Below are 18907 nucleotides of genomic sequence, written 5' to 3' on the forward strand. Positions count from 1 at the left end.
GGGGAGCTGTGCAGGGGCGTGCAGGGGCGTCCTACGGCCGGAAGTGGTCGCGGTGTTCGTCCAGGAAGGCGTCGAGGGTGCGGGGCGGGCGCCCGAGGATCCCGGCGACGGTGTTGGTGGGCGTTTCGGGCCGGGCGACGGCGAGCTGCTGGATCTCCGTCACGTGGGCGGCGAGCCAGTCGGGCATCCGGGCCTGGCGGACGAGGTGCTCGCGCAGGTCCTGCGGGGCGAGGTCGACGTACCGGACCGGGTGGCCGGTCAGGGCGGTCAGCCGGGAGGCGAGGTCGGGGTGGGCGACGGCCTGCGGCCCGGTCAGGGTGTAGCTGCCGCCCGCGACGTCGGCCCTGGTGAGCGCGGCGGCGGCGACGTCGCCGATGTCGCGGCAGTCGACGTAGTTGCAGGGCGCGTCCCGCATCGCGCCGAGGATCAGGCCCTGGGCGACGGTGGGTGCGAGGCGCAGGAGGTTCTGCATGAAGGCGTAGGGGCGCAGGACGGTATGGGTGAGTCCCGAGACGCGCAGGTGCTCCTCGACGGCGTGGTGTCCGCGGGAGACGGCGACGGGTGAGTCGGGTTCGGCGGCGGGTGCGGAGATCTTGACGATGTGTCCGATCCCGGTGCGGGCGGCGATGTCGATGACACGGGTTTCGAGTTCGACCTGTGCGGGGCCGTTGGCCATGGCGAGGAAGAGCTGGTCGGCGCCCTCGAAGGCGGTGCGCAGCGAGTCGGGGTCGGTGGCGTCGGCGTACGCGACCTGGACGGGCCGCAGGTGCGCGCCGGGGAGCGGTTCGCCGGCGGTGGCCGGGAGCGGCCTGTACGGGGTTCGGGTGAGTGCGCGGACGGGTGCGTCCAGTGCGCGCAGGCTGTGGAGCAGGGCGGTTCCGGTGGCTCCGGTGGCTCCCATGACGGCGATCATCGGGGTGTCCTCCTGGTTGGTGTCGTGGTCTGTCGGGACGGGTCCGGCGGGCGGATCAGGGGCGGGCGAATCAGGTGCGGGCGGATCAGGTGCGGGGCGTCAGGTGCGGGGCGTCGCGATGGTGCTGCGCCAGCGCAGGGTGACGATGGTGGTGGCGAGGGCGGCGGAGACGGGCAGGTCGATGCGCAGGCGCTGCAACCAGGGGGCGGTCGGCAGCGGGGTGTGGGCGGGCAGCCACTGGGCGGTGAACCATCCGAGCCCGGCCGCCGCGCCGGTGACGGCGATGACGAGCAGCGCGGTCAGGGCGAGGCGGGGCAGGGTCGTGGTCCAGCGTCGCGGCCGGCCGCCGCGGTGCAGCCAGGTGCCGACCAGGAGCGCCACCACGGTGCCGGCGATGGAGGTGCAGGCCGCCAGGGTCAGGTCGGCCTGACCGGTGACGACTCCCGCGGTGCCGGCCGTCAGTGCGGGGGCGGCGTAGGCGGTCAGTACCTCGCGCCACAGCGTGAACGGCCGGGCGGCGGCCCGGCTCGGGCGGGTGATGTCCTTCGTCGCGGTCATGGTGGCCTCGTGTTCTCGCTCGTGTTCCGGATGGGCGCAGGGGGCGGTGCGAAAGGCGGGGCGGGGCGAAAGGCGGGGCGGGGCGGTGCGGAGGGCGGGGGCGGTGCGGGAGTGGCGCGGCCGGCGAGCCCGCCCCGCATATAATTAGGTGGCTAACTATTGCGCCGTGAAAAGGGCCCCCGCCCGCGGGACGGGAGCCGGTCCGGCCCGCGGCCGGGTCAGTCGGCGGTCAGGGCCGTACTGCCGCGCACGACGCGGGCGAGCAGGTCCAGGAACACCGTGCGCTCCTGGACGGTGAGCCCGCCCACCATCGCCTCCAGCCGCCCGAAGTGCTCGGGCGCCATGTCCCGCAGGCGCTGCGCACCGCGCGCGGTCAGGACGGCGACCGTGCCCCGCCCGTCCTCGACGGACGGGCGCCTGGCGATCAGGCCGTCGCGTTCGAGGCCGTCCAGCAGGCCGGTGACCGTGGCCCTGGAGACGTCGAGGTCGGCCGCCAGCTGCGAGGGCGACTTCTCGCCGCCGTGGTCCTCCAGGTCCGCGAGCAGGCGGTAGCGCCCCGTCGACAGCCCGAACCTGGCGAAGTGGGCCTCGGCCGCCCGGCCGACCCGCGCGCCGGCGGAGATCAGTCGCACCGCGACCAGCACCGCCTGCGGATCCGCCTCCAGCCCGTAGTGCCGCAACTGCCGGCCGGCCTGCTCCAGCGTGGGCGTCTCGCCGTCGACCCCGTCCCTCGTCGTCATGAAAGTAATATGGCGCCTAATGACTTGAGGTGTCAAGGCGTCCCGCCGGCGCCGCCGGGGCCGGCCGATCCCCCCGGCGGCCGGCGACCGGCGACCGGGCGGTGCGTCGGCGTGGATGCCCGGACGCCCGGGTGTCCGGGTGTCCGGGTGCCCGCACGGGCGACGGTCGGCCCCGGCGGCGGGTCAGTCGGCGTCAGGGTGGTCCGTGGCGGCTCCGGGCCGGCCGGGGCGCATTCCGGCCTTGAGGTCGCCCATCACCGCGCGGGCCACCTGGTCGACCGGGTCCTTCTCGGCGAACCCGTAGTCGACGGCCCCGTCCCGCTCCCCCGCCGCGGCGAAGAGCCACCGCGGACCGTACTTGGTCGCCCCCAGCCACACCTCGAAGTCCTCCCCGGCATGGGTGAAGCGGACGGACTCGGCGCCGCCCGCCGTGAGGATCCGCCCGTCCAGCCGGTAGGCGAGCTCCTGCAGGGGCGTACGCTCCTGGTCCTGCGCGGCTTCGAGCCGGACGGCGAGGAGCGAGGACAGCGGCCCCATGACCACCGCGCCCTCGTCCGTGGTGAGCCCGAAGCCCGGCTGTCCCCCGATGTCGGCGGAACTGCCGTCCGTCGCACCGGCGAAGGCGAACGGACCGGTGACGAACGTGCCGGCCCTGACCTCGTGCCAGCCGTCGGCCAGCAGTACGGCCGCCACCTCGTTCGCGTTGACGTGCAGGTTCATCGCTGGTTCCTCTTCTCGGTGGTGCAGGACGCCTTTCGTCACCGGCTGCCGACCCGCGCCGCCGGGGGGTCGGAAACGCCCTGACCACGTCGTCAGAGGACGTCGTAGGTCACGTGCGTCGCGTTCGGTGTCGCGACGAGGGCGCGCCGCACCAGCGGGCGCGGCACCGCGCCGGCGAACAGCGGCGTCCCGGCGCCCAGCAGGACGGGCGCCAGGTGCAGCGACAGGGTGTCGACCAGCCCGGCGTCGAGCGCCGAGCGGATCAGGGCGCCGCCCCCCATGAGGACGACGTCGAGGTCCCGGCCGGCGCGCGCCGACGCGGCCTCGGCGCGCTGGCGCGCGGCGCCGAGGGCGTCGGGCAGACCGGTGGTGACGAACGTCCAGTCGAGGGTGCGCAGCCGCACCGAGGCCGGGGGCGCGGCGGTCACGACGACGAACGCCGGCCTGCCGACCTCCCCGGCGCCGTAGCCGGTCTCCTCGTCCCAGCCGTCCGGCCCGTCGACCAGGTCGAAGAGCCGGCGGCCGAGGACGACGGCGCCGGAGCGGCCGGTCCCCTCCCGCAGGACCTGCCGCTCGTCGGGGTCCTCGGAGAACGCCCAGGTGTGCAGCGCCTCGCCGCCGGTGCCCAGGCCGTTGCCCGGGCCGGGATCCGGACCGGTGACGAATCCGTCGAGGGAGACCGAGATGTCGGCGACGATGCGCGTCATGTCCGGGTGGATCCGATCTGCTGCCTGAACCCGTCGCTCATGCGTGAAGTATGTGACCCGCGCCGCCCGGGCTTCAACGGCACACGCTCGAAGGTCGCTGACACGGGTCAGCGCCGGGACGCCGGCCGCAGGCCCGGCGGCTCTGCGGCCGGCGGGCGGTGGCCGGCGGCCCGCCGGCTCGGGGACCGGCCCCGCGGCCGCCGCTCAGAGGAGGACCAGCAGCTTGGTGCCCGGGACCAGCTTGCGGTTGACGGAGGTGGACTGGACGAACACGGTGTACGACGGGTTGTCGCCCGGCTTCACCACGGCCTCCGACGCCGGCAGGCCGAGGAGGCGGCGGGCGTCCGGGCCGGAGAACACCCGGCCGGTCATCCGGCCGGTGGCCGGGTCCTTCTCCGCGACGGCGAGTTGCTTGCTGCCCTGGATCTTCTCGCGCTTGGACAGCTCGTAGTAGGCGCAGCCGGTCTTGTACAGGTGTCCGGCGCCGGTCACGAAGTCGCGGATCGGTGTCTGCTGGTCGACGGGGACGAGGATGTAGGTGCCGGTGTCCAGGGCGTCGAGGTTGGCCTTCACCTCGGCGGTGCTGAGGTCCTGGCCCATGGCGAACAGGTTCCTGGTGCCGCGGACGCCCTTCTCGCGGCCCCGCAGGAAGCTGGTGGCGGCCGACTTGACGGTGCCGATGGCCTCCTCGACGCCCTTGCCGGAGTCCGCGTCCCAGATCGCGATGTTGCCGGCGGGGAAGCCGTACTCCTGGGCGGTGCGCTTGGCGAGGGAGTTGGGGACCAGGATCGCCGACGTCCAGTGGTCGGGGAGGTCGTCCATGGCGCCGCGGATGCGGTCCATCCACGTGCGCAGGACGGCGGTGCCCTTGCCTCCGCTCATCCGGATGTGCATCCGGCCGCTCTCCGAACAGCCGGAGGCGTTCTCCTCGCCGTCGGTGACGACGACCTGGAGGAAGGAGTGCTCCCCGTACCCTTCCCAGATGTTCTTCAGGTCGTCGACGGACTTCACGGCCGCCTCGATCAGCGCGGTCGCGCCGTTGTCGACCTTGTAGAGGCCTTTCAGGGAGGGCAGGTGCTTGACGTCCATGTCCCAAACCAGGTTCCGCACCTCGTGGTCGAAGGCGTAGAGGCTGATGCGGGTCTCGTGGCCGAGCCGGTCGGACTCCTCCTGGAGGCCCTTGACGAACTCGTCCACCACGCGGACCAGCTGTGCCTCGTGACGGCGCATCGAGCCGGACCTGTCGACCACGAGGGAGACGTGGTTCACCTTGTGGTCGATCCTGTTGTCAGACATGGTTCCCCCATTTTCCGACGCCTTTTCCGGGTCTCTTTCCGAGGCCTTTCCGGCGTCCCCTCCAGCGTTGTTCCACACTCTACGAGGTGGCACTGACAGTCGGCCCCGACCTGGGGTTCTGTGGAATTCGACGGCTCCTTTCCCGAAGGGACGGGTACTGACGGACAGTCGGTGCAGGGAGGCCTGAGGGAATGCGGATCCTGAATCAGTTCCAGGGGAACGGATCCGGGGGTCCGGTTTCCACCGGGGGTCCGGCCGGGCGCGCGGGCGAGGCCGGCCTGTGCCCTGGGCTCGGTGAGCCGCACGTGCTGCCCGGCGGCCGGGCGCCGGCGCGGGCGGCCTTCGCGCGGGCGGAGCAGGTCGCCGTTCCCCGGGGCGGGGAGTGCCTGGGCGAGACGGCACGGGCCGGCGCGCGGGGCCGTCCGCCTGAGGAGCGGTCGCCGGGGGCCGGCCGGGCGTCCACCAACTGGCATGTCCGCGCCCGAATATCGCCTGGTCACAGGCCTTTTCGTCGGGCTCGCGCGGGTCTAGCATTCCCGGCACGGCAGCCCCACCATCCCCACCGACGGGCTGCCGAGCAGCCCGGCCGCTCCCCCCCGTGCGGCCGGAGCCTCCCACGGCCGGGACCCGGGCTCCCCCCCTCCCGCGGTCCCGGCCGGCCCGCCCGGACGCCCCTGCCCGGGCGCCCCAGCGGGACCACCTCGCCGGGCACGACGGCGGACACCCCGTGCGTCGGGGCCGGTGCCGGCCGGGACGCACGGGGTGTCCGTGATGTGGGCAGGGCCGGGGTGCGGGCCCTTGGGGTGCGGGGGTCAGTCCAGGGAGGCGGCGAGTTCCCCGCCGGTCCCGTCGGCCACCGCCACCGGTACCACCTCGGTCTCGGGGCGCGGGCGCAGGCCGAACCAGATGAAGGCCACGCTGACGAGGGTCACCGCGACGTTGACGCTCAGGGCGAGGTGGATGCCGGTCAGTTCGGCGCTCTGCGTGGCGGCGATCGAGCTGAGGATCGGGATGCCGACGGTGATGGCCACCTGCTGGGTCATCGAGGTCAGGCCGGTGGCCAGGCCCTGCTCCTCGTTGGGCAGGCCGGAGGTGCCGGTGACCGTGTACGCCACGATGGAGGTGACGTGCCCGAAGAAGCCGATGAACAGCGCGGGGATCAGCACGGCGAGCGCGATCCGGGCGTCGCCGACGAAGACCAGCGGAAGGGTGGCCAGGCCCTGCACGATCATGCCGACGGCCAGCACCTTGCGGCTGCCGTAGCGCCCGATGGAGCGTCCGGCGACCACGCCGGCGCCCACGGCCGCCAGGCCCGGGACGCCGAAGATGAGGCCGGTGACGAGCGGGGAGAAGCCCAGCACGTTCTGCAGGTAGAGCGTCATCAGGAAGATCATGGCGGTCTCCATGCTGAAGACCACGAGCCCGGCGTAGTTGCCCCACTTGACGGTGGGGCGCTTGAGGATGCGCACGGGGGCGAGGGGCGCCGGCGAGCGCAGTTCGATGGCCCAGAACGCGCCCAGCAGCAGGACGCCGACGACGGCGGCGGGGATGCTGCTCTCGATGACGGAGTAGACCACGGCCAGCAGACCGCCGCTGGCGGTCACGGCGCCCGGCACGTCGAGCTTGACCCGCTCGGGCAGGGTGCTCTCGCTGATCACGTAGGGGGTGACCACCAGGATGACCAGCGCCACGGGGATGTTGATGAAGAACGCGGCCCGCCAGCTGAACAGGCTGACCAGGGAGCCGCCGACCAGCGCGCCGACGGTGAAGCCGGCGGAGAGCAGCGCGCCGTTGAGGCCGAGGATGCGGTCGCGGACCGCGCCCTCGGCGAAGGTGCTGGTGAGCAGGGCGAGCGAGGCGGGGGTGGCCATCGCGGTGGCGAAGCCCTGCAGGACGCGGGCGGTCAGCAGCATCTGGGGGTTGGAGGCGAACCCGCCGAGGAAGGAGGCCCCGGTCAGCAGGGCCGCCCCGGACAGGAACATCCTGCGGCGCCCGAACAGGTCTCCCAGGCGGCCGAACAGCAGGGTGAAGCCGGCCGCGGGCAGCGCGAACGCGGAGGCGATCCAGGGCAGTCCGGTCAGTCCCAGTCCGACACCCTCGCCGACCTTCGGCAGCGCGACGTTGAGGATGGAGAAGTCGACGGACAGCATGAACCCGGCGCCGAGCAGGAGGAAGAGGATTAACCGTTCCCTGCTGGTGATGCGTGGGGTCGGGGCGGTGTCGGTGGTCATGGGACGGTTCCCTTCTTCAAGGCTCCGGTGCCGCCGGCGGCCGGCGCGCCGGACGGGCGGACGGACGGGCCGCCCTGCGGCGTCGTTCCTGCGGGTGCCCGCGGGCACCGCGTCCGGGCCGGGCGGGCAGCGGGACGGCGGCCGCGGCGGCCCGCGGCGGTGACGGGCGGTACGGGGGCGGGGCGGGGCGAACGGGGGTGGGGCGGGCGGGGCGGGGGCGGGCGGGGCGGGGGCGCACCCGGGGCCGGAACGCTTGCCCGTACGGTGACGTTGCGTCAGATCGCTGTGCGTACGGTGGCGCTGTCTCCGGCGGTCGGATCCCCGGCGGTCGGATCTCCGGCGCACCGGTGGCCGATCCGCCGGCCGTGGTTGGTGCAGTGCGGCTGTCCTGCAGGGGAGTCGGCCGGTACGACGTGCGGGTGGAGCCGGCCGGTCGGGCCGCCCGGGCGGCGGGCCCGGGGTGTCCCGGCCGGGGCCGGTTCCCGCCGCGCGCCACGGCGGGAACCTTCGGCCGAGCTCTACCGGGAGTCGCGTTCGGCCGCCTCGGCGACGCGTTTGACGTCCGCCAGCCGGTGGTCCCAGTCGGCGGCCAGCGCGGACATCCACCGCGCCGTGGTGTCCAGCGCCGCGGGCCGCACCGCGTACCGCACCTCGCGGCCGACCCGGTTGCCGGCGACCAGTCCGGCCGCGTCCAGGACGGCGAGGTGCTTGACCACCGCCTGGCGCGAGACGGGCAGCCGTTCGGCCAGCGTCGTCGCGGTGACCTGGCCCTGGGCGGCGAGCAGGTCGAGCAGCTGACGTCGTGTCGGATCGGCCAGCGCCGCGAGGACGCTGTCGACCGCCGCGACGGAGCCGGGGCGTTCTTCCGTCACACGGACGTTTCCTCGACGCGCTTCTTGAAGGCGCCCAGCACCTGCGGCCAGCCGCCGGAGTTGTCGTTCAGCGCCTTCTCGCGCACCTCCTCGGAGGCGGCCAGCTGGCCGAAGCCGCTCTCGACGACGCGCAGGCGGGTGCTGGCGCCCTCGGGGATCAGCGTGAACTCCACCAGGGTGCTGTTGTCCTCGCGCAGTTCCTCGCCGGGGAAGGCGCTGGCCCAGCGGTAGGCGACGTAGGTCGGCGGCTGGACCTTCTCCACCCGCACCGGGAACGAGCCGTACTCGGCGTTCTTCGCCACCATCGACTCGCCCTCCTTGGCCACGGTGCCGGCCAGGCTGGCCTCGTCGGCCACCCAGAAGCCGGGCTGGGCCACCAGCGACCAGACCCGCTCCAGGGGGGCCTCGATGAGGGTCTCGCGTTCGATCAGTTCCGCGCTCATAAGGGGACTCCTTCGCTACGGCCATTGAATGCACCCTCATGGTTGCACGTCCCCCCTCCATTCGCAACCAGAGAGTTGCACCCCGATCGGGTGAGATCCCGGCCGTCCGGCCACCGGTTCCCGGCCGCCGTCCGCGCCCCCGCCTCCGCGCCGCCACCTCCCCCGCACCGTCCTGCCCCGCCCCCTCCGCCCCTGCTCCGCGCCCGCCCTCCGGCCCCTTCCGCACCCCGCGGCGCCGGGCGCGGGCAGCACGAAGCGGGGCGGGCGGAAGCGGCGGGGCCCGTCCGCCCTACGGCGCGCCCCGCCCCCTCCCGCCCGCCCGGCCCGCCCGGCCGCCCCCGGTGCCCGCTCCGTCGCCCCGACGGACGGATCCCGAACCGGATCCCTGACCGGATCCCGGACGCCCGGAGACCCGGACGTCCTGGTACGGCGGGCGTGTCGTGCCGGGCCGGGCGGCTGCCGCGCGGTGCCCACCCCGGCCCGCCCGGCGCCGGTCCCGGCCCGGCACACGGTGAGTATGCGGGCCGCGGCGAGGCGGGCGACTACTTCCGGATTGCTCGCCTCCGGTGCGCGCGAGGCGGCGCCGGTACACGCCGCGGGGACGGAAAAGGAGAGCACGATGGAAGAGGTGCCCGGATGTCAGAGCCACTGATGATGGCTCATGGTCACGGTGTGACAAGGCGGTTCACCCGCGGCCGTCCCGGGACAGATCCCCGGGGCACCGAATCGGAGCACGGCTCGGCAGACATGTCCCGGCCGCCAGGAAAGAGGAATGGGAACAGTGACCACGAACACGCCCGAGGAGGGCACGCCGGCAACGGGCGCGGCCGTCCCCACCGACGCCGAGCTCGCGCAGTCGCTGGCCGGGGACTTCCGCAGCGACCACATCACCGTGGAGGGCCTGCGCCTGCACTACGTCGCCGGCGGGGAGGGCAGGCCGCTGGTGCTGCTGCCCGGCTGGCCGCAGACCTGGTGGGAGTTCCGCAAGGTGATGCCCGCGCTCGCCGAGGCCGGGCGCCGGGTGATCGTGCTGGACCTGCCCGGCATGGGCGGCTCGGACAAGCCCGCCACCGGCTACGACAAGAAGACGATGGCCGGCGTCGTCCACGGGTTCATCCGCGCGCTGGGCTACGACCAGGTCGACATCGCCGGCCACGACGTGGGCTCGCAGGTCGCCTTCAGCTTCGCGGCCAACCACCCGCAGGCCGTCCGCAAGGTCGCGCTGCTGGACGTGCTGCACCCGGACGCCTCGCTCTACCAGATCCCGATGCTCCCGGCGCCGGGCATGCCCTTCCACCCGTGGTGGTTCGCCTTCAACTCGGTCGCCGGCCTGCCCGAGCAGCTGCTCGCCGGGCGCGCCCGCCACCTGGTCGACTGGGTCTTCGACGGGTTCCTGCTGGACCGCGGCGCCGTCGACGAGCAGGCCCGCGCCGTCTACACCCGCGCCTACGACACCGCGGACGGGATCCGCGGCGGCAACGGCTGGTACCAGACCTTCGGCCAGGACATCGTGGACCTCGGCACCTACGGCAAGATCGGCGCCCCGGTGCTCGGCCTGGTCTCCAACCTCGCCGACGGCCTCTTCGCCGCCCAGATGCAGGCCACCCTGCCCACCCAGGCCGGCGACGTGCGGATCGTCGTGGTCCCCGACGCGGGCCACTACTTCGTCGAAGAGGCACCGCAGGCCGTGATCGACGAGTTCAACGCGTTCTTCGTCTGACCCGCCCGGCCGGCCCCGCCCAGGCCCCCGCGCCGGACGGACCCGCCCGCCGCCACCGGCGGCGACGGCGGTGACGCACCGGCCGGCGGCGGCATCACCGCGGCGGCGCGGCCCGGGACACCCCGCCCCGGACCGGACGCCCGCACACGGGCGCGCACCGCGCCCACCCGTGCCCGCCCGAACCCCCGCACCGACCCCGGCCACCACCGGCCGCCGACGCGGCATGCCCGCGTCCGCTCCCGGGCGCCCGCACCGGGCGGCGGGCGGGCACGCCCCCGGAGTCCGGGCGGCGCGCGCCGGGCGGCGCGGGCGAGGTGCCCGGCGGGGCGGTGCAGGCCCCGCGCTCAGGGGATTCCGACAGATCCGGTAGATCCAGCCAAGGAGAAGGCATGTCCACTTTCGCCGTCCCGTCCCGGGACGAACTACTGCTGCGGGTGGCGGAGATCGCGCCCGTGCTGCGCTCCCACGCCGCGTGGTCGGCGGAGAACCGCCGGCTGCACGAGGAGACGGTCCAGGCCCTGAGCGGGGCCGGCCTGTTCCGGATGCGGATCCCGCTGCGCTACGGCGGGTACGAGGCCGACGCACGGACCATGGTCGACGTGGTCACCGAGGTCGCCCGCGCCGACGGGTCCGCCGGCTGGGTGCTGGCCAGCTCCCTGATCGCCGGCTGGGGCCTGGGCCTGTTCCCCGACGAGGTCCAGGACGAGGTGTTCGCCGACCCCGACGTGCGGGTCTGCGCCACCATCGGCCCCGGCACCGCGACGGCCGTCCCCGTCCCCGGCGGCATCCTGGTCAACGGCTCCTGGCCGTTCATCAGCGGCGCCCTGAGCAGCCAGTGGCAGCAGAGCGCGGCGATCTTCCTCGACCCGGCCGGGCAGCCCTACCCCGTGATGGCCCCCGTCCCGATGGCGGAGCTGGAGATCGTCGACGACTGGCACACCAGCGGCCTGCGCGGCACCGGCAGCGTCACCACCACCGCCAAGGACGTGTTCATCCCCCAGGAGCGCGTCCTGCCCGCCCCCGCGGTCCTCGGCGGCCAGTCCGTCTCCAAGCTCAACGCCGACACCCCGATGTACCGCGCGCCGTTCATCGTGGTCGGCGCCGCCACCACCGTGGGCGTCTGCGTCGGCCTGGCCCAGGCCGTCCAGGACGCCTTCTTCGAGCGGCTGCCCGGACGCAAGATCGCCTACACCGAGTACCCCAGCCAGAGCGAGGCCCCGGTCACCCACCTGCGGGTCGCCGAAGCCGCCATGAAGATCGACGAGGCCCAGTTCCACGCCCAGCGCCTGGCCGCCCTCGTCGACGCCAAGTGCGCCTCCGGCGACACCTGGGAGATGACCGAACGCGCCCGCAGCCGCGCCGACGAGGGCGCCGCCGCCCGCCTCACCCTGGAGGCCGCGCAGATCCTGGCCGGCTCCAGCGGCGGCTCCTCCGCCTACACCAAGGTCCCGCTGCAGCGCATGGTCGGCGACCTCCAGACCTTCAACCTGCACGCCATGATGAACCCCGACGTCAACGCCGAGACCTACGGCCGCGTCCTGTGCGGGCTGGAGCCCAACACCTACTACATCTGACCCCCGGTCGGCCGGACCCCGGCACCCGGACCCCGCCCCCGCCTCCCTCCCCGGAAGCGGCACGGCGGCGCCCGGGAGGCGGCCGCCCCGCGGGGCGGCCGCCGGCCGGTGGCCCCGACCGCTCCCCCGCGCACCCGCGCACACCCGGACCCCGGGCGCCGAACACCGGCGCCCGGCCCGCGGGCACCGCCCCGGCCGCCCGCACCCACTGATCACAAGTCCCCACCCACGAAAAGGAAACGAGACATGCCCACCCTTGGAATCATCGGCAGCGGAAGCATGGGTACGGCGATCGCGAAGCTCGCGGTCGCGGCGGACATCAAGGTCGCGATCGCCAACTCCCGCGGCCCCGAGACCCTCACCGCACTCGTCACCGAACTCGGCCCCCTGGCCGGCGCCGGCACCGTCGAGCAGATCGCCCAGGACGCGGACCTCATCGTGCTCGCCGTCCCGATCCTCGCCTACCGCACCGTCCCGGCCGCGCCGCTGCGCGGCCACACCGTGCTCGACACCAGCAACTACTACCCGATCCGCGACGGCCGGATCCCCGAGCTCGACTCCGAGAAGCTGACCACCAGCGAACTGGTCCAGCAGCACCTGGAGGGCGCGCACCTGGTGAAGGCGTTCGGCAACATCCTCGCCCACCACATCACCCAGCTCGCCCGCCCCTCCGGCGCCCCCGACCGCACCGCCCTGCCCATCGCCGGCGACCACGCCGCGGCCACCACCGCGGCGGCGGACCTCGTCGACCGGATCGGCTTCGACACCCTCGACACCGGCCGCCTCGCGGACAGCTGGCGCTTCGAGCCCGAGACCACCGCCTACACCTGGCTCTACATGGCCGACCAGAACACCGCCTTCGAGGACCGCTTCGAGGCCCCTGGCGCCCCCTTCCCCCTGGCCTCGCTGCGCACCGCCCTCCAGGACGTCAAGCGCGTTCGGGTCGCCGAGCGCACCTTCTGACCCCCGCGCCGCCCCGCGCATCCGCCCTGACGGGAGATCAGGGCGGATACGCGGCACGGCGGACGGGCGACCGACGGGCGACCGACGGGCGGCGCCGGCAGATGACGGCGGGCCACGAACGGGTGAACGCGGCGCACCGCGACCGCCGGCCGCCGGCCGGCCCGCTCCGCGCCCCCGCTCCGCCCCGCACACCCCCGGCACGTCCCCGGCCCGCCGGGCCCCGGCCCTCCGGACCCCCAAGAACCGCACCGGGCACGGCGGTTGTCCCGCCCGGCCCGAACTCCCCGAGCGCCCCGGCCACGGGGCCGTCCACGGGCCGCCCGCGGGGCCGGCCCGTGCGGCGGGCGCCACCACGGCCCGCGAGCCGCGGTGGTGCGCCCGCCGGGCGCATGACATATTGCTGGGCACACAACCGAGCCAGGTCCCGGGGGGACACACCGATGAGCGACACCGACCAGCAGCAGACCCACACCGGCGGCTGCCTCTGCGGGAGGATCAGGTTCACCGCCGCCGGCGCGCCGTTCTACCCCCACGTGTGCAGCTGCGCCCACTGCCGGAAGCTCTCCGGCGGCCCGATGATGACCTGGGTGGGATTCCCCCTGAAGGGCTTCAGCTGGGACGGCGAGGGCGGCGAGCCCACCTGGTACGCCGAGTTCCCCGGCGCCGGACGCGGGTTCTGTCCCACCTGCGGGGCCCGCATGTGCGCCCTGGACGACGGGTCGGAGGCGGTCTTCGTCACCCTCATGAGCCTCGACGAGCTCACGCTCGTCCCCGAGAACCAGCACTTCCGCGACGACGCGGTCAGCTGGCTCCCGCAGGTGCCCCACAAGGACCCCGCCGCCTCCTGACCCGGGCGCGGGCCGCGCCCGCACGGGCCGCTGCCCCGGCGGGGGCCGGGCGCGGCGCAGCCGGTGGGGCGCTCCCGCGTCAGGGGATCAGCAGCAGCTTGCCGATCGAGCGGCGCTCTTCGAGGTCGGCGTGCGCGGTGGCCGCCTCCGCCAGCGGGTAGGTGGCCCCGATCGGGACGGTCACGCCGTCGGTGCGGACCCAGGAGAACACCTCCTGGGCGCGGGTGACCAGCTCCTCGCGGGTGGTGATGAAGTCCGGCAGGGTCGGGCGGATCAGCCGGATCGAACCCCGCGCGCCGGGGCCCATGTCCAGCGGCGGGACGACGCCGCTGGGCTGCCCGTAGAGCGCCAGGGTGCCCCCGATGCGCAGGGACGCCACGCTCCCGTCGAACGTCGCCACCCCGACCCCGTCGTAGACCACGTCCACGCCGCGGCCCTGGGTCAGCCGGGCCACCTCGGCGACGAAGTCGACCTCCGTGTAGCGGATGACCTCCTGCGCGCCCGCCTTGCGGACCGCCTCCTCCTTGGCCGCGTTGGAGACCGTCCCGATGACGCGGGCGCCCAGCAGGCGCAGCACCTGGGTCAGCAGCAGGCCCACGCCCCCCGCCGCCGCGTGCACCAGGGCGGTCTCGCCCGCGCGCACCGGGTGGCTGTCGCGCGTCAGGTAGTGGACGGCCAGCCCCTGCAGGAACACCCCTGCCGCCTGCTCGGCGCTCACCCCGGCGGGCACCGCCACGACACGCTCGGCCGGCACGACGACCTGCTCCGCGTAGGCGCCGGGTGCCGACACCTCCATGGTGACGACCAGGTCCCCCACCGCGACGCCCTCGACGCCGGGCCCCAGTGCCGACACCACCCCCGCGCATTCCAGTCCGGGGACGAACGGCACCGGTCGCGGATACAGGCCGCTCCGCTCGTAGACGTCGTGATAATTCACGCCGATCGCCGCCACATCGAGCAGTACCTCGCCGGGCCCTGGGACCGGGACGTCCCGTCCGGTCGACACCAACGCCCCGGGACCGCCGGTCCCGTTCACCACAACAGCACGCATCTACCTGTTCCCTCCGGAAGTCGTGCCTCGAATGTAAACACCGCTCCGTGGCCCAACTTCTTTGGAATTGCCCCCCACCCGAGGCAAATTGCGGATGTGCGCAGATGCCCAGATCCCGGGCCCCAGCGATCACTTCCAGCAGACGGCCCCCACCGCCCCCACAAAGGCGTCCCCTTCCCGCCGCAGCGCAGGACGGAGCGGTGGTCGCGGTGACGAACCGTCGGAGAACGTGCACGAAGGGATGTCGCCGTTCCGGGTGCCGGCGCCGGCATTGCGGCACGTACGGGAGCATCCCGCCGCGTAGGGGGTGCCCGCCCGCGTACGGGGGTGCCCGGCGCGGAACCCGCCCGCGGGGCAGGGGGCCGGGCGCCCGGTCAGCGGGGCCGCAGGCCGTCGAGGACGATCTCGAGGATCCGCTCCCGGGCCGCCGGGTCGGCCCCGAGCTGTTCCACCGCCTTGGTCGTGCCGGTCAGCAGGGCGATCAGCTCGGGCAGGCCCAGGTCGGGGCGGACCGCTCCGGCCCGCTGCGCCCCGGCCAGCAGTCCGGTGAGGCGTTCCTTGATCACCTCGCTCGACTCCCGCAGGGCCGAGTGCGCGTCCATCCCGGCCGCGGCGAGGGCCCGGGTGAACTCGTCCTTGCCGGCGGACTGCTCGACCACCAGGCGGAAGCAGTCGAAGAAGGCCTCGGCGGGCCCGGATTCGGCGGCCAGTTGCGCGGTGCGGGCCGCCACCGTCTCCAGCCGGCGCACCATCACCGCCTCCAGCAGCGCCTCCTTGGTGGGGAAGTGCCGGAAGAGCGTGCCGACCCCGACCCCGGCGGCCCGGGCGATCTCCTCGGTGGTGACGGCCGGGCCCCGGGTGGTGAACTCCCGGGTGGCGATGTCCAGCAGCCTGGCCCGGTTGCGGGCAGCGTCGGCGCGCAGCGGGCGTGGTCGGGCGGCGGTCATCCTGATTTCCCCTTCGCCGTCGGCGGCTGAACAGCCGTTCTGGACAACCGGATCAGCCAGTCCGTATCGTGCTTACCGGAGTCGCCGGTCCGGTTCTGGCGATGATCCCGTCGGAGGTTGATCATGTCCGAAACCCTGTCGTCGCGCGAGGTCTTCCTGGAGCTGCTCGCGGGCATCACCGCGGGGCGGTTCACGGAGCTGGCCGAACTCTATGCCGAGGACGCCGTGGTGGAGACCGTCTTCCAGCCGGTGGGGCCGCGCCGCATCGAGGGACGGGCCGTCCTGCGGGCGCGGTTCGCGGAGGTCTCCGCGCACTCGCCGCTGGATTTGGCCGCCGAGAACGTGGTGGTGCGGGAGACCGACGACCCGGAGGTGGTGGTCGCCGAGTGGGACTACCGGGTGCACCACCGGGTGAGCGGACGGACCTTCGAGGCCGCCAACATCCAGGTGCTGCGGGTCCGCGACGGCCTGATCGTCCACAGCCGGGACTACCACGACCACGTGGCCCTCGCCGTGGCCGGCGGCAACCTGCCGCAGCTGGTGGCGGCGCTGGAGGGCGAGTAGCGGGGCCTGCCGGCGCGCCCGGGCCGGGCGGGCCCGCGCGGGCGGTCAGAGGGGGCGGATCCGGGCCCGCAGGAGGCAGAACTCGTTGCCCTCCGGGTCGGCCAGCACGTGCCAGCCCTCGGCGCCGCTCTGCCCGACGTCGACGGGCCGCGCGCCGAGCGCGAGCAGCCGCTCCAGCTCGGCGTCCTGGTCCCGGTCGGTGGCGCTGACGTCGATGTGCAGCCGGAGCTTGCCGGTGCGCGGGTCGCCGCCGGGGCTGAGGACGAGGGTGGGCTGCGCGCCGCCGAAACCGGCGTCGGGCGGCCCGATCTCGATGCTCCCGTCGTCCTCCCGACCCAGTTCCCGGTACCCGAGGACCTCGCTCCAGAACGCGGCGAGCCCCTCGGGGTCGGCGCAGTCGATGACCAGCTCACTGATTCGGCATGCCACACCGTCAGTGTACGGAGGCCTCACCCGTGGCTGACGGACCGTCGGGCCCCGGCCGCCGTGCCAGGGTTGGGACGGTGTTCTCTGCCGCTCGGGACTCGGGAGGTCCGGTGGAGTTCCCGCGGCCGGTGGAGCTGCGCACGCCCCGTCCGGTGCTGCGGTCCTGGCGGCCGTCCGACGCGGGGCCGTTCGCGGCTCCGAACGCCGACCCCGAGGTCATGGCGCATCTTCCGGCGCCCCTGGACCGGTCGGCCGGTGACGCCCCGGCCGGCCGGATCCGCGCCGCGATCGAGCGCGACCGCTGGGGGTGGTGGGCGGTGGAGCCGGCCTTCGGCGGCGCCTTCATCGGTTCACCGGCCTGTCGCGGACGACGTTCGAGGCGGCCTTCACCCCGGCGGTGGAGGTCGGCCGGCGGCCTGCCGGGGCCTGACCCGCGCGGCGCGGACGGCCCGGGAGGCCGCGGGTCGGACCATACGCGGCGGGAGGACCGTCGGCGGCGGCGGGGACGTCGGCTGCGGTGTGGACGGCCCGCCGCCCCGGCCGGCGGGCCGGGGCGACGGGCCGGGGCGGCGGGCCGTCGGTGCTCAGGAGGGCTGCGCCGGTCCGGCCGCGGTGATCACCGCGAAGGTGCCGCCCTGCGGGTCGGCGAGGATCGCCATCCGCCCGGCCGGCATGTCGAAGGCGGGGGCCATGACGCTGCCGCCGGCCCGCACCGCGGCGTCCTGGACGCTGTCGACGTCGTCGACGCTGAAGTACGCCAGCCAGTGCGGCGGCACCCCGGGCGGCAGGGCGGAGAGGTCCATCATCCCGGCGACCGCACGGTCGGCGACCTTGAACTCCGTGTACCCCTCGGCGCCGGGCAGCTGCGTGGGGGCGGTGGTGATCGGCAGCACGGCCGCGTAGAACGCGGCGGCGGCCCCGGTGTCGCCGGTGTTCAGCTCGTTCCAGGTCAGCGCGCCGTGCTCGTTGACGATGCCCGCCCCGGCGAAGGTGCCGGGCTGCCAGAGGCCGACGACGGCGCCGGTCGGGTCGGTGACGACGGCCATCCGCCCGAGGTCCATGACGTCCATCGGGCCCATCATGACGCTGCCGCCCGCGTCCGTGACGCTCTTGGCGGTGGCGTCGATGCCGTCGGTGGACAGGTACGTCGTCCACACCGTCGGCGGCATCGGGTCGGGGGTGGAACCGTCGGGGTTGGAGGCGCGCATGATCCCGGCCACCGGCTTGCCCTTGAGGGTGCAGACGGAGTAGCCGCCGGTCTCCGGCGGGCCGATCTCCCCCTGCCAGCCGAACAGGTCGCGGTAGAAGTCGAGGGCGGCCTGCTGGTCGGGGACCATCAGGTCGATCCAACAGGGGGTGCCGGGCTTGTAGGGGCCGTTCATGTCGGGCACGGATGCCTCCGGGGCGATCGCTTACCGATGAGGGGACGGGCGGTTGCGTCCATACCCGGCTCCCAGCGGCCGAATCGGGCCGGATGGCTGAATCCGGCCCCGGCACCCGACCGGCGGCCCCCGGCACCCGCCGGCCGGCCGGCCCGTCCGGCGACGTCCGGCGACGTCCGGCGACGGTCGGCACGCGGGCGGGCCGGGCCGGTGGGTGGACGGGCGGGCGGCGGGTCACGGGTCAGCGGACCACGTCGAGGACCTGCTTCTGGAGGCCGTTGGGGTAGACCTCGTGCTCGACGAGCTTCAGCTTCTGGGTGTCCTTGTCCGTGGTGCTGAACAGCCGCTTGCCGGCGCCGAGCAGCAGCGGGAAGACGAGGAGGTGGTAGCGGTCGATCAGGCCGGCGTCCGAGAGGCCGTGGTTCAGCGTTGCGCTGCCGTGGACGATGATCGGGCCGCCGTCGCCCTCCTTGAGGGCGGCGACCTCGTCGAGCGAGCGCAGGATGGTGCTCTCGCCCCAGTTCGCGGCCAGCCCGTCCTCGGTGAGGGTGGTGGAGACGACGTACTTGGGCAGCGTCTTGTACCGGGCGAACTCCGGCATGTCGGGCCAGACCGGGCTGAAGGCCTCGTAGCTGGTGCGGCCCAGCAGGATCGCGGCGGACTCCCGCTGCTCGCGCTCCTTGATCTCGAAGGCCTCGGGCAGGAACTCGACCTCCTTGAAGGTCCATCCGGAGTTGCGGTAGCCGGGCTCGCCGCCGGGCGCCTCCATGACGCCGTCGAGGGAGATGAAAGCGGTGCTGATGAGGGTGCGCATCGGGGTTTCCTTCGCTCTGTCGTGACGTGGAGTGCCGCGTCGTGAAGTGCCGCGTCGTGAAGTGCCGCGTCGTGAAGTGCCGCGTCGTGAAGTGCCGGTCGGGTGGGCCGTGCTGCAGGCCGTGCTGCGGGCAGCGCG

At 74.2% G+C, this 18907-nt stretch carries 19 protein-coding genes; 5 read left to right on the plus strand and 14 right to left on the minus strand.

Annotation, left to right across the window (positions count from 1 at the left end; genetic code table 11):
- Window positions 1–31: 31 nt before the first annotated feature.
- The 9 genes from J2S46_RS40405 to J2S46_RS40445 form a co-directional block, all read right to left on the minus strand.
- Window positions 32–901: an NmrA family NAD(P)-binding protein gene (locus tag J2S46_RS40405; protein ID WP_307353145.1), complete on the minus strand. Its 870-nt coding sequence runs from the start codon at window positions 899–901 to the stop codon at window positions 32–34.
- A gap of 111 nt (window positions 902–1012) precedes the next feature.
- Window positions 1013–1471 carry a hypothetical protein gene (locus tag J2S46_RS40410; protein ID WP_191293915.1) on the minus strand — a complete coding sequence of 153 codons (459 nt, stop codon included), beginning with the start codon at window positions 1469–1471 and terminating at the stop codon, window positions 1013–1015.
- A 218-nt stretch (window positions 1472–1689) separates the two neighbouring features.
- Entirely contained in the window at window positions 1690–2211 is a 522-nt protein-coding gene (locus tag J2S46_RS40415) for a MarR family winged helix-turn-helix transcriptional regulator (RefSeq protein WP_191293916.1), read from the minus strand.
- A gap of 183 nt (window positions 2212–2394) precedes the next feature.
- The gene (locus tag J2S46_RS40420) at window positions 2395–2931 is read right to left on the minus strand and encodes a hypothetical protein (protein WP_191293917.1); all 537 of its coding nucleotides are present in this window, start codon (window positions 2929–2931) and stop codon (window positions 2395–2397) included.
- Window positions 2932–3023: 92 nt separating this feature from the next.
- A complete protein-coding gene (locus J2S46_RS40425; RefSeq protein ID WP_191293918.1) occupies window positions 3024–3638 on the minus strand; it encodes a dihydrofolate reductase family protein in 615 nt (204 codons plus the stop codon).
- A 204-nt stretch (window positions 3639–3842) separates the two neighbouring features.
- Entirely contained in the window at window positions 3843–4934 is a 1092-nt protein-coding gene (locus J2S46_RS40430; protein WP_191293919.1) for a vWA domain-containing protein, read from the minus strand.
- 812 nt (window positions 4935–5746) lie between these two features.
- Window positions 5747–7165: an MFS transporter gene (locus J2S46_RS40435; RefSeq protein ID WP_191293920.1), complete on the minus strand. Its 1419-nt coding sequence runs from the start codon at window positions 7163–7165 to the stop codon at window positions 5747–5749.
- Window positions 7166–7683: 518 nt separating this feature from the next.
- Entirely contained in the window at window positions 7684–8037 is a 354-nt protein-coding gene (locus tag J2S46_RS40440; protein ID WP_073925854.1) for an ArsR/SmtB family transcription factor, read from the minus strand.
- Window positions 8034–8480 (minus strand): SRPBCC domain-containing protein, encoded by a 447-nt coding sequence (locus J2S46_RS40445; protein ID WP_191293921.1) that lies wholly within the window; start codon window positions 8478–8480, stop codon window positions 8034–8036. Before J2S46_RS40445 ends, J2S46_RS40440 begins: the two co-directional genes overlap by 4 nt.
- Before the next feature lie 772 nt (window positions 8481–9252).
- Between J2S46_RS40445 and J2S46_RS40450 the strand changes: the two genes are divergently transcribed.
- The 4 genes from J2S46_RS40450 (at window position 9253) to J2S46_RS40465 (ending at window position 13585) form a co-directional block, all read left to right on the plus strand.
- Window positions 9253–10200 carry an alpha/beta fold hydrolase gene (locus J2S46_RS40450; protein WP_191293922.1) on the plus strand — a complete coding sequence of 316 codons (948 nt, stop codon included), beginning with the start codon at window positions 9253–9255 and terminating at the stop codon, window positions 10198–10200.
- A 389-nt stretch (window positions 10201–10589) separates the two neighbouring features.
- A complete protein-coding gene (locus J2S46_RS40455) occupies window positions 10590–11774 on the plus strand; it encodes an acyl-CoA dehydrogenase family protein (protein ID WP_191293923.1) in 1185 nt (394 codons plus the stop codon).
- A 246-nt stretch (window positions 11775–12020) separates the two neighbouring features.
- Window positions 12021–12737 (plus strand): NADPH-dependent F420 reductase, encoded by a 717-nt coding sequence (locus J2S46_RS40460; RefSeq protein ID WP_191293924.1) that lies wholly within the window; start codon window positions 12021–12023, stop codon window positions 12735–12737.
- A 440-nt stretch (window positions 12738–13177) separates the two neighbouring features.
- The gene (locus tag J2S46_RS40465; protein ID WP_191293925.1) at window positions 13178–13585 is read left to right on the plus strand and encodes a GFA family protein; all 408 of its coding nucleotides are present in this window, start codon (window positions 13178–13180) and stop codon (window positions 13583–13585) included.
- A 79-nt stretch (window positions 13586–13664) separates the two neighbouring features.
- Here the strand turns inward: J2S46_RS40465 and J2S46_RS40470 are convergent, their stop codons facing one another.
- Entirely contained in the window at window positions 13665–14636 is a 972-nt protein-coding gene (locus tag J2S46_RS40470; protein ID WP_191293926.1) for a quinone oxidoreductase family protein, read from the minus strand.
- A 374-nt stretch (window positions 14637–15010) separates the two neighbouring features.
- On the minus strand, window positions 15011–15583 hold the full coding sequence (locus J2S46_RS40475; RefSeq protein ID WP_191293927.1) for a TetR/AcrR family transcriptional regulator: 573 nt from the start codon (window positions 15581–15583) through the stop codon (window positions 15011–15013).
- 123 nt (window positions 15584–15706) lie between these two features.
- Between J2S46_RS40475 and J2S46_RS40480 the strand changes: the two genes are divergently transcribed.
- Window positions 15707–16147, plus strand: a complete 441-nt coding sequence (locus tag J2S46_RS40480) for a nuclear transport factor 2 family protein (RefSeq protein ID WP_191293928.1) — start codon at window positions 15707–15709, stop codon at window positions 16145–16147.
- A gap of 45 nt (window positions 16148–16192) precedes the next feature.
- On the opposite strand, the gene J2S46_RS40485 is transcribed toward J2S46_RS40480, so the two are convergent.
- The 3 genes from J2S46_RS40485 to J2S46_RS40495 form a co-directional block, all read right to left on the minus strand.
- Window positions 16193–16576, minus strand: coding sequence for a VOC family protein (locus J2S46_RS40485; RefSeq protein ID WP_191293929.1), 384 nt, complete (start codon window positions 16574–16576; stop codon window positions 16193–16195).
- A 581-nt stretch (window positions 16577–17157) separates the two neighbouring features.
- Window positions 17158–17955 carry a VOC family protein gene (locus tag J2S46_RS40490; RefSeq protein WP_191293940.1) on the minus strand — a complete coding sequence of 266 codons (798 nt, stop codon included), beginning with the start codon at window positions 17953–17955 and terminating at the stop codon, window positions 17158–17160.
- A 241-nt stretch (window positions 17956–18196) separates the two neighbouring features.
- Entirely contained in the window at window positions 18197–18769 is a 573-nt protein-coding gene (locus J2S46_RS40495; protein WP_191293930.1) for a dihydrofolate reductase family protein, read from the minus strand.
- Between the last annotated feature and the right edge of the window lie 138 nt (window positions 18770–18907).

This window comes from Kitasatospora herbaricolor, from assembly GCF_030813695.1.
GTDB classification, from domain to species: Bacteria; Actinomycetota; Actinomycetes; order Streptomycetales; family Streptomycetaceae; genus Kitasatospora; species Kitasatospora herbaricolor.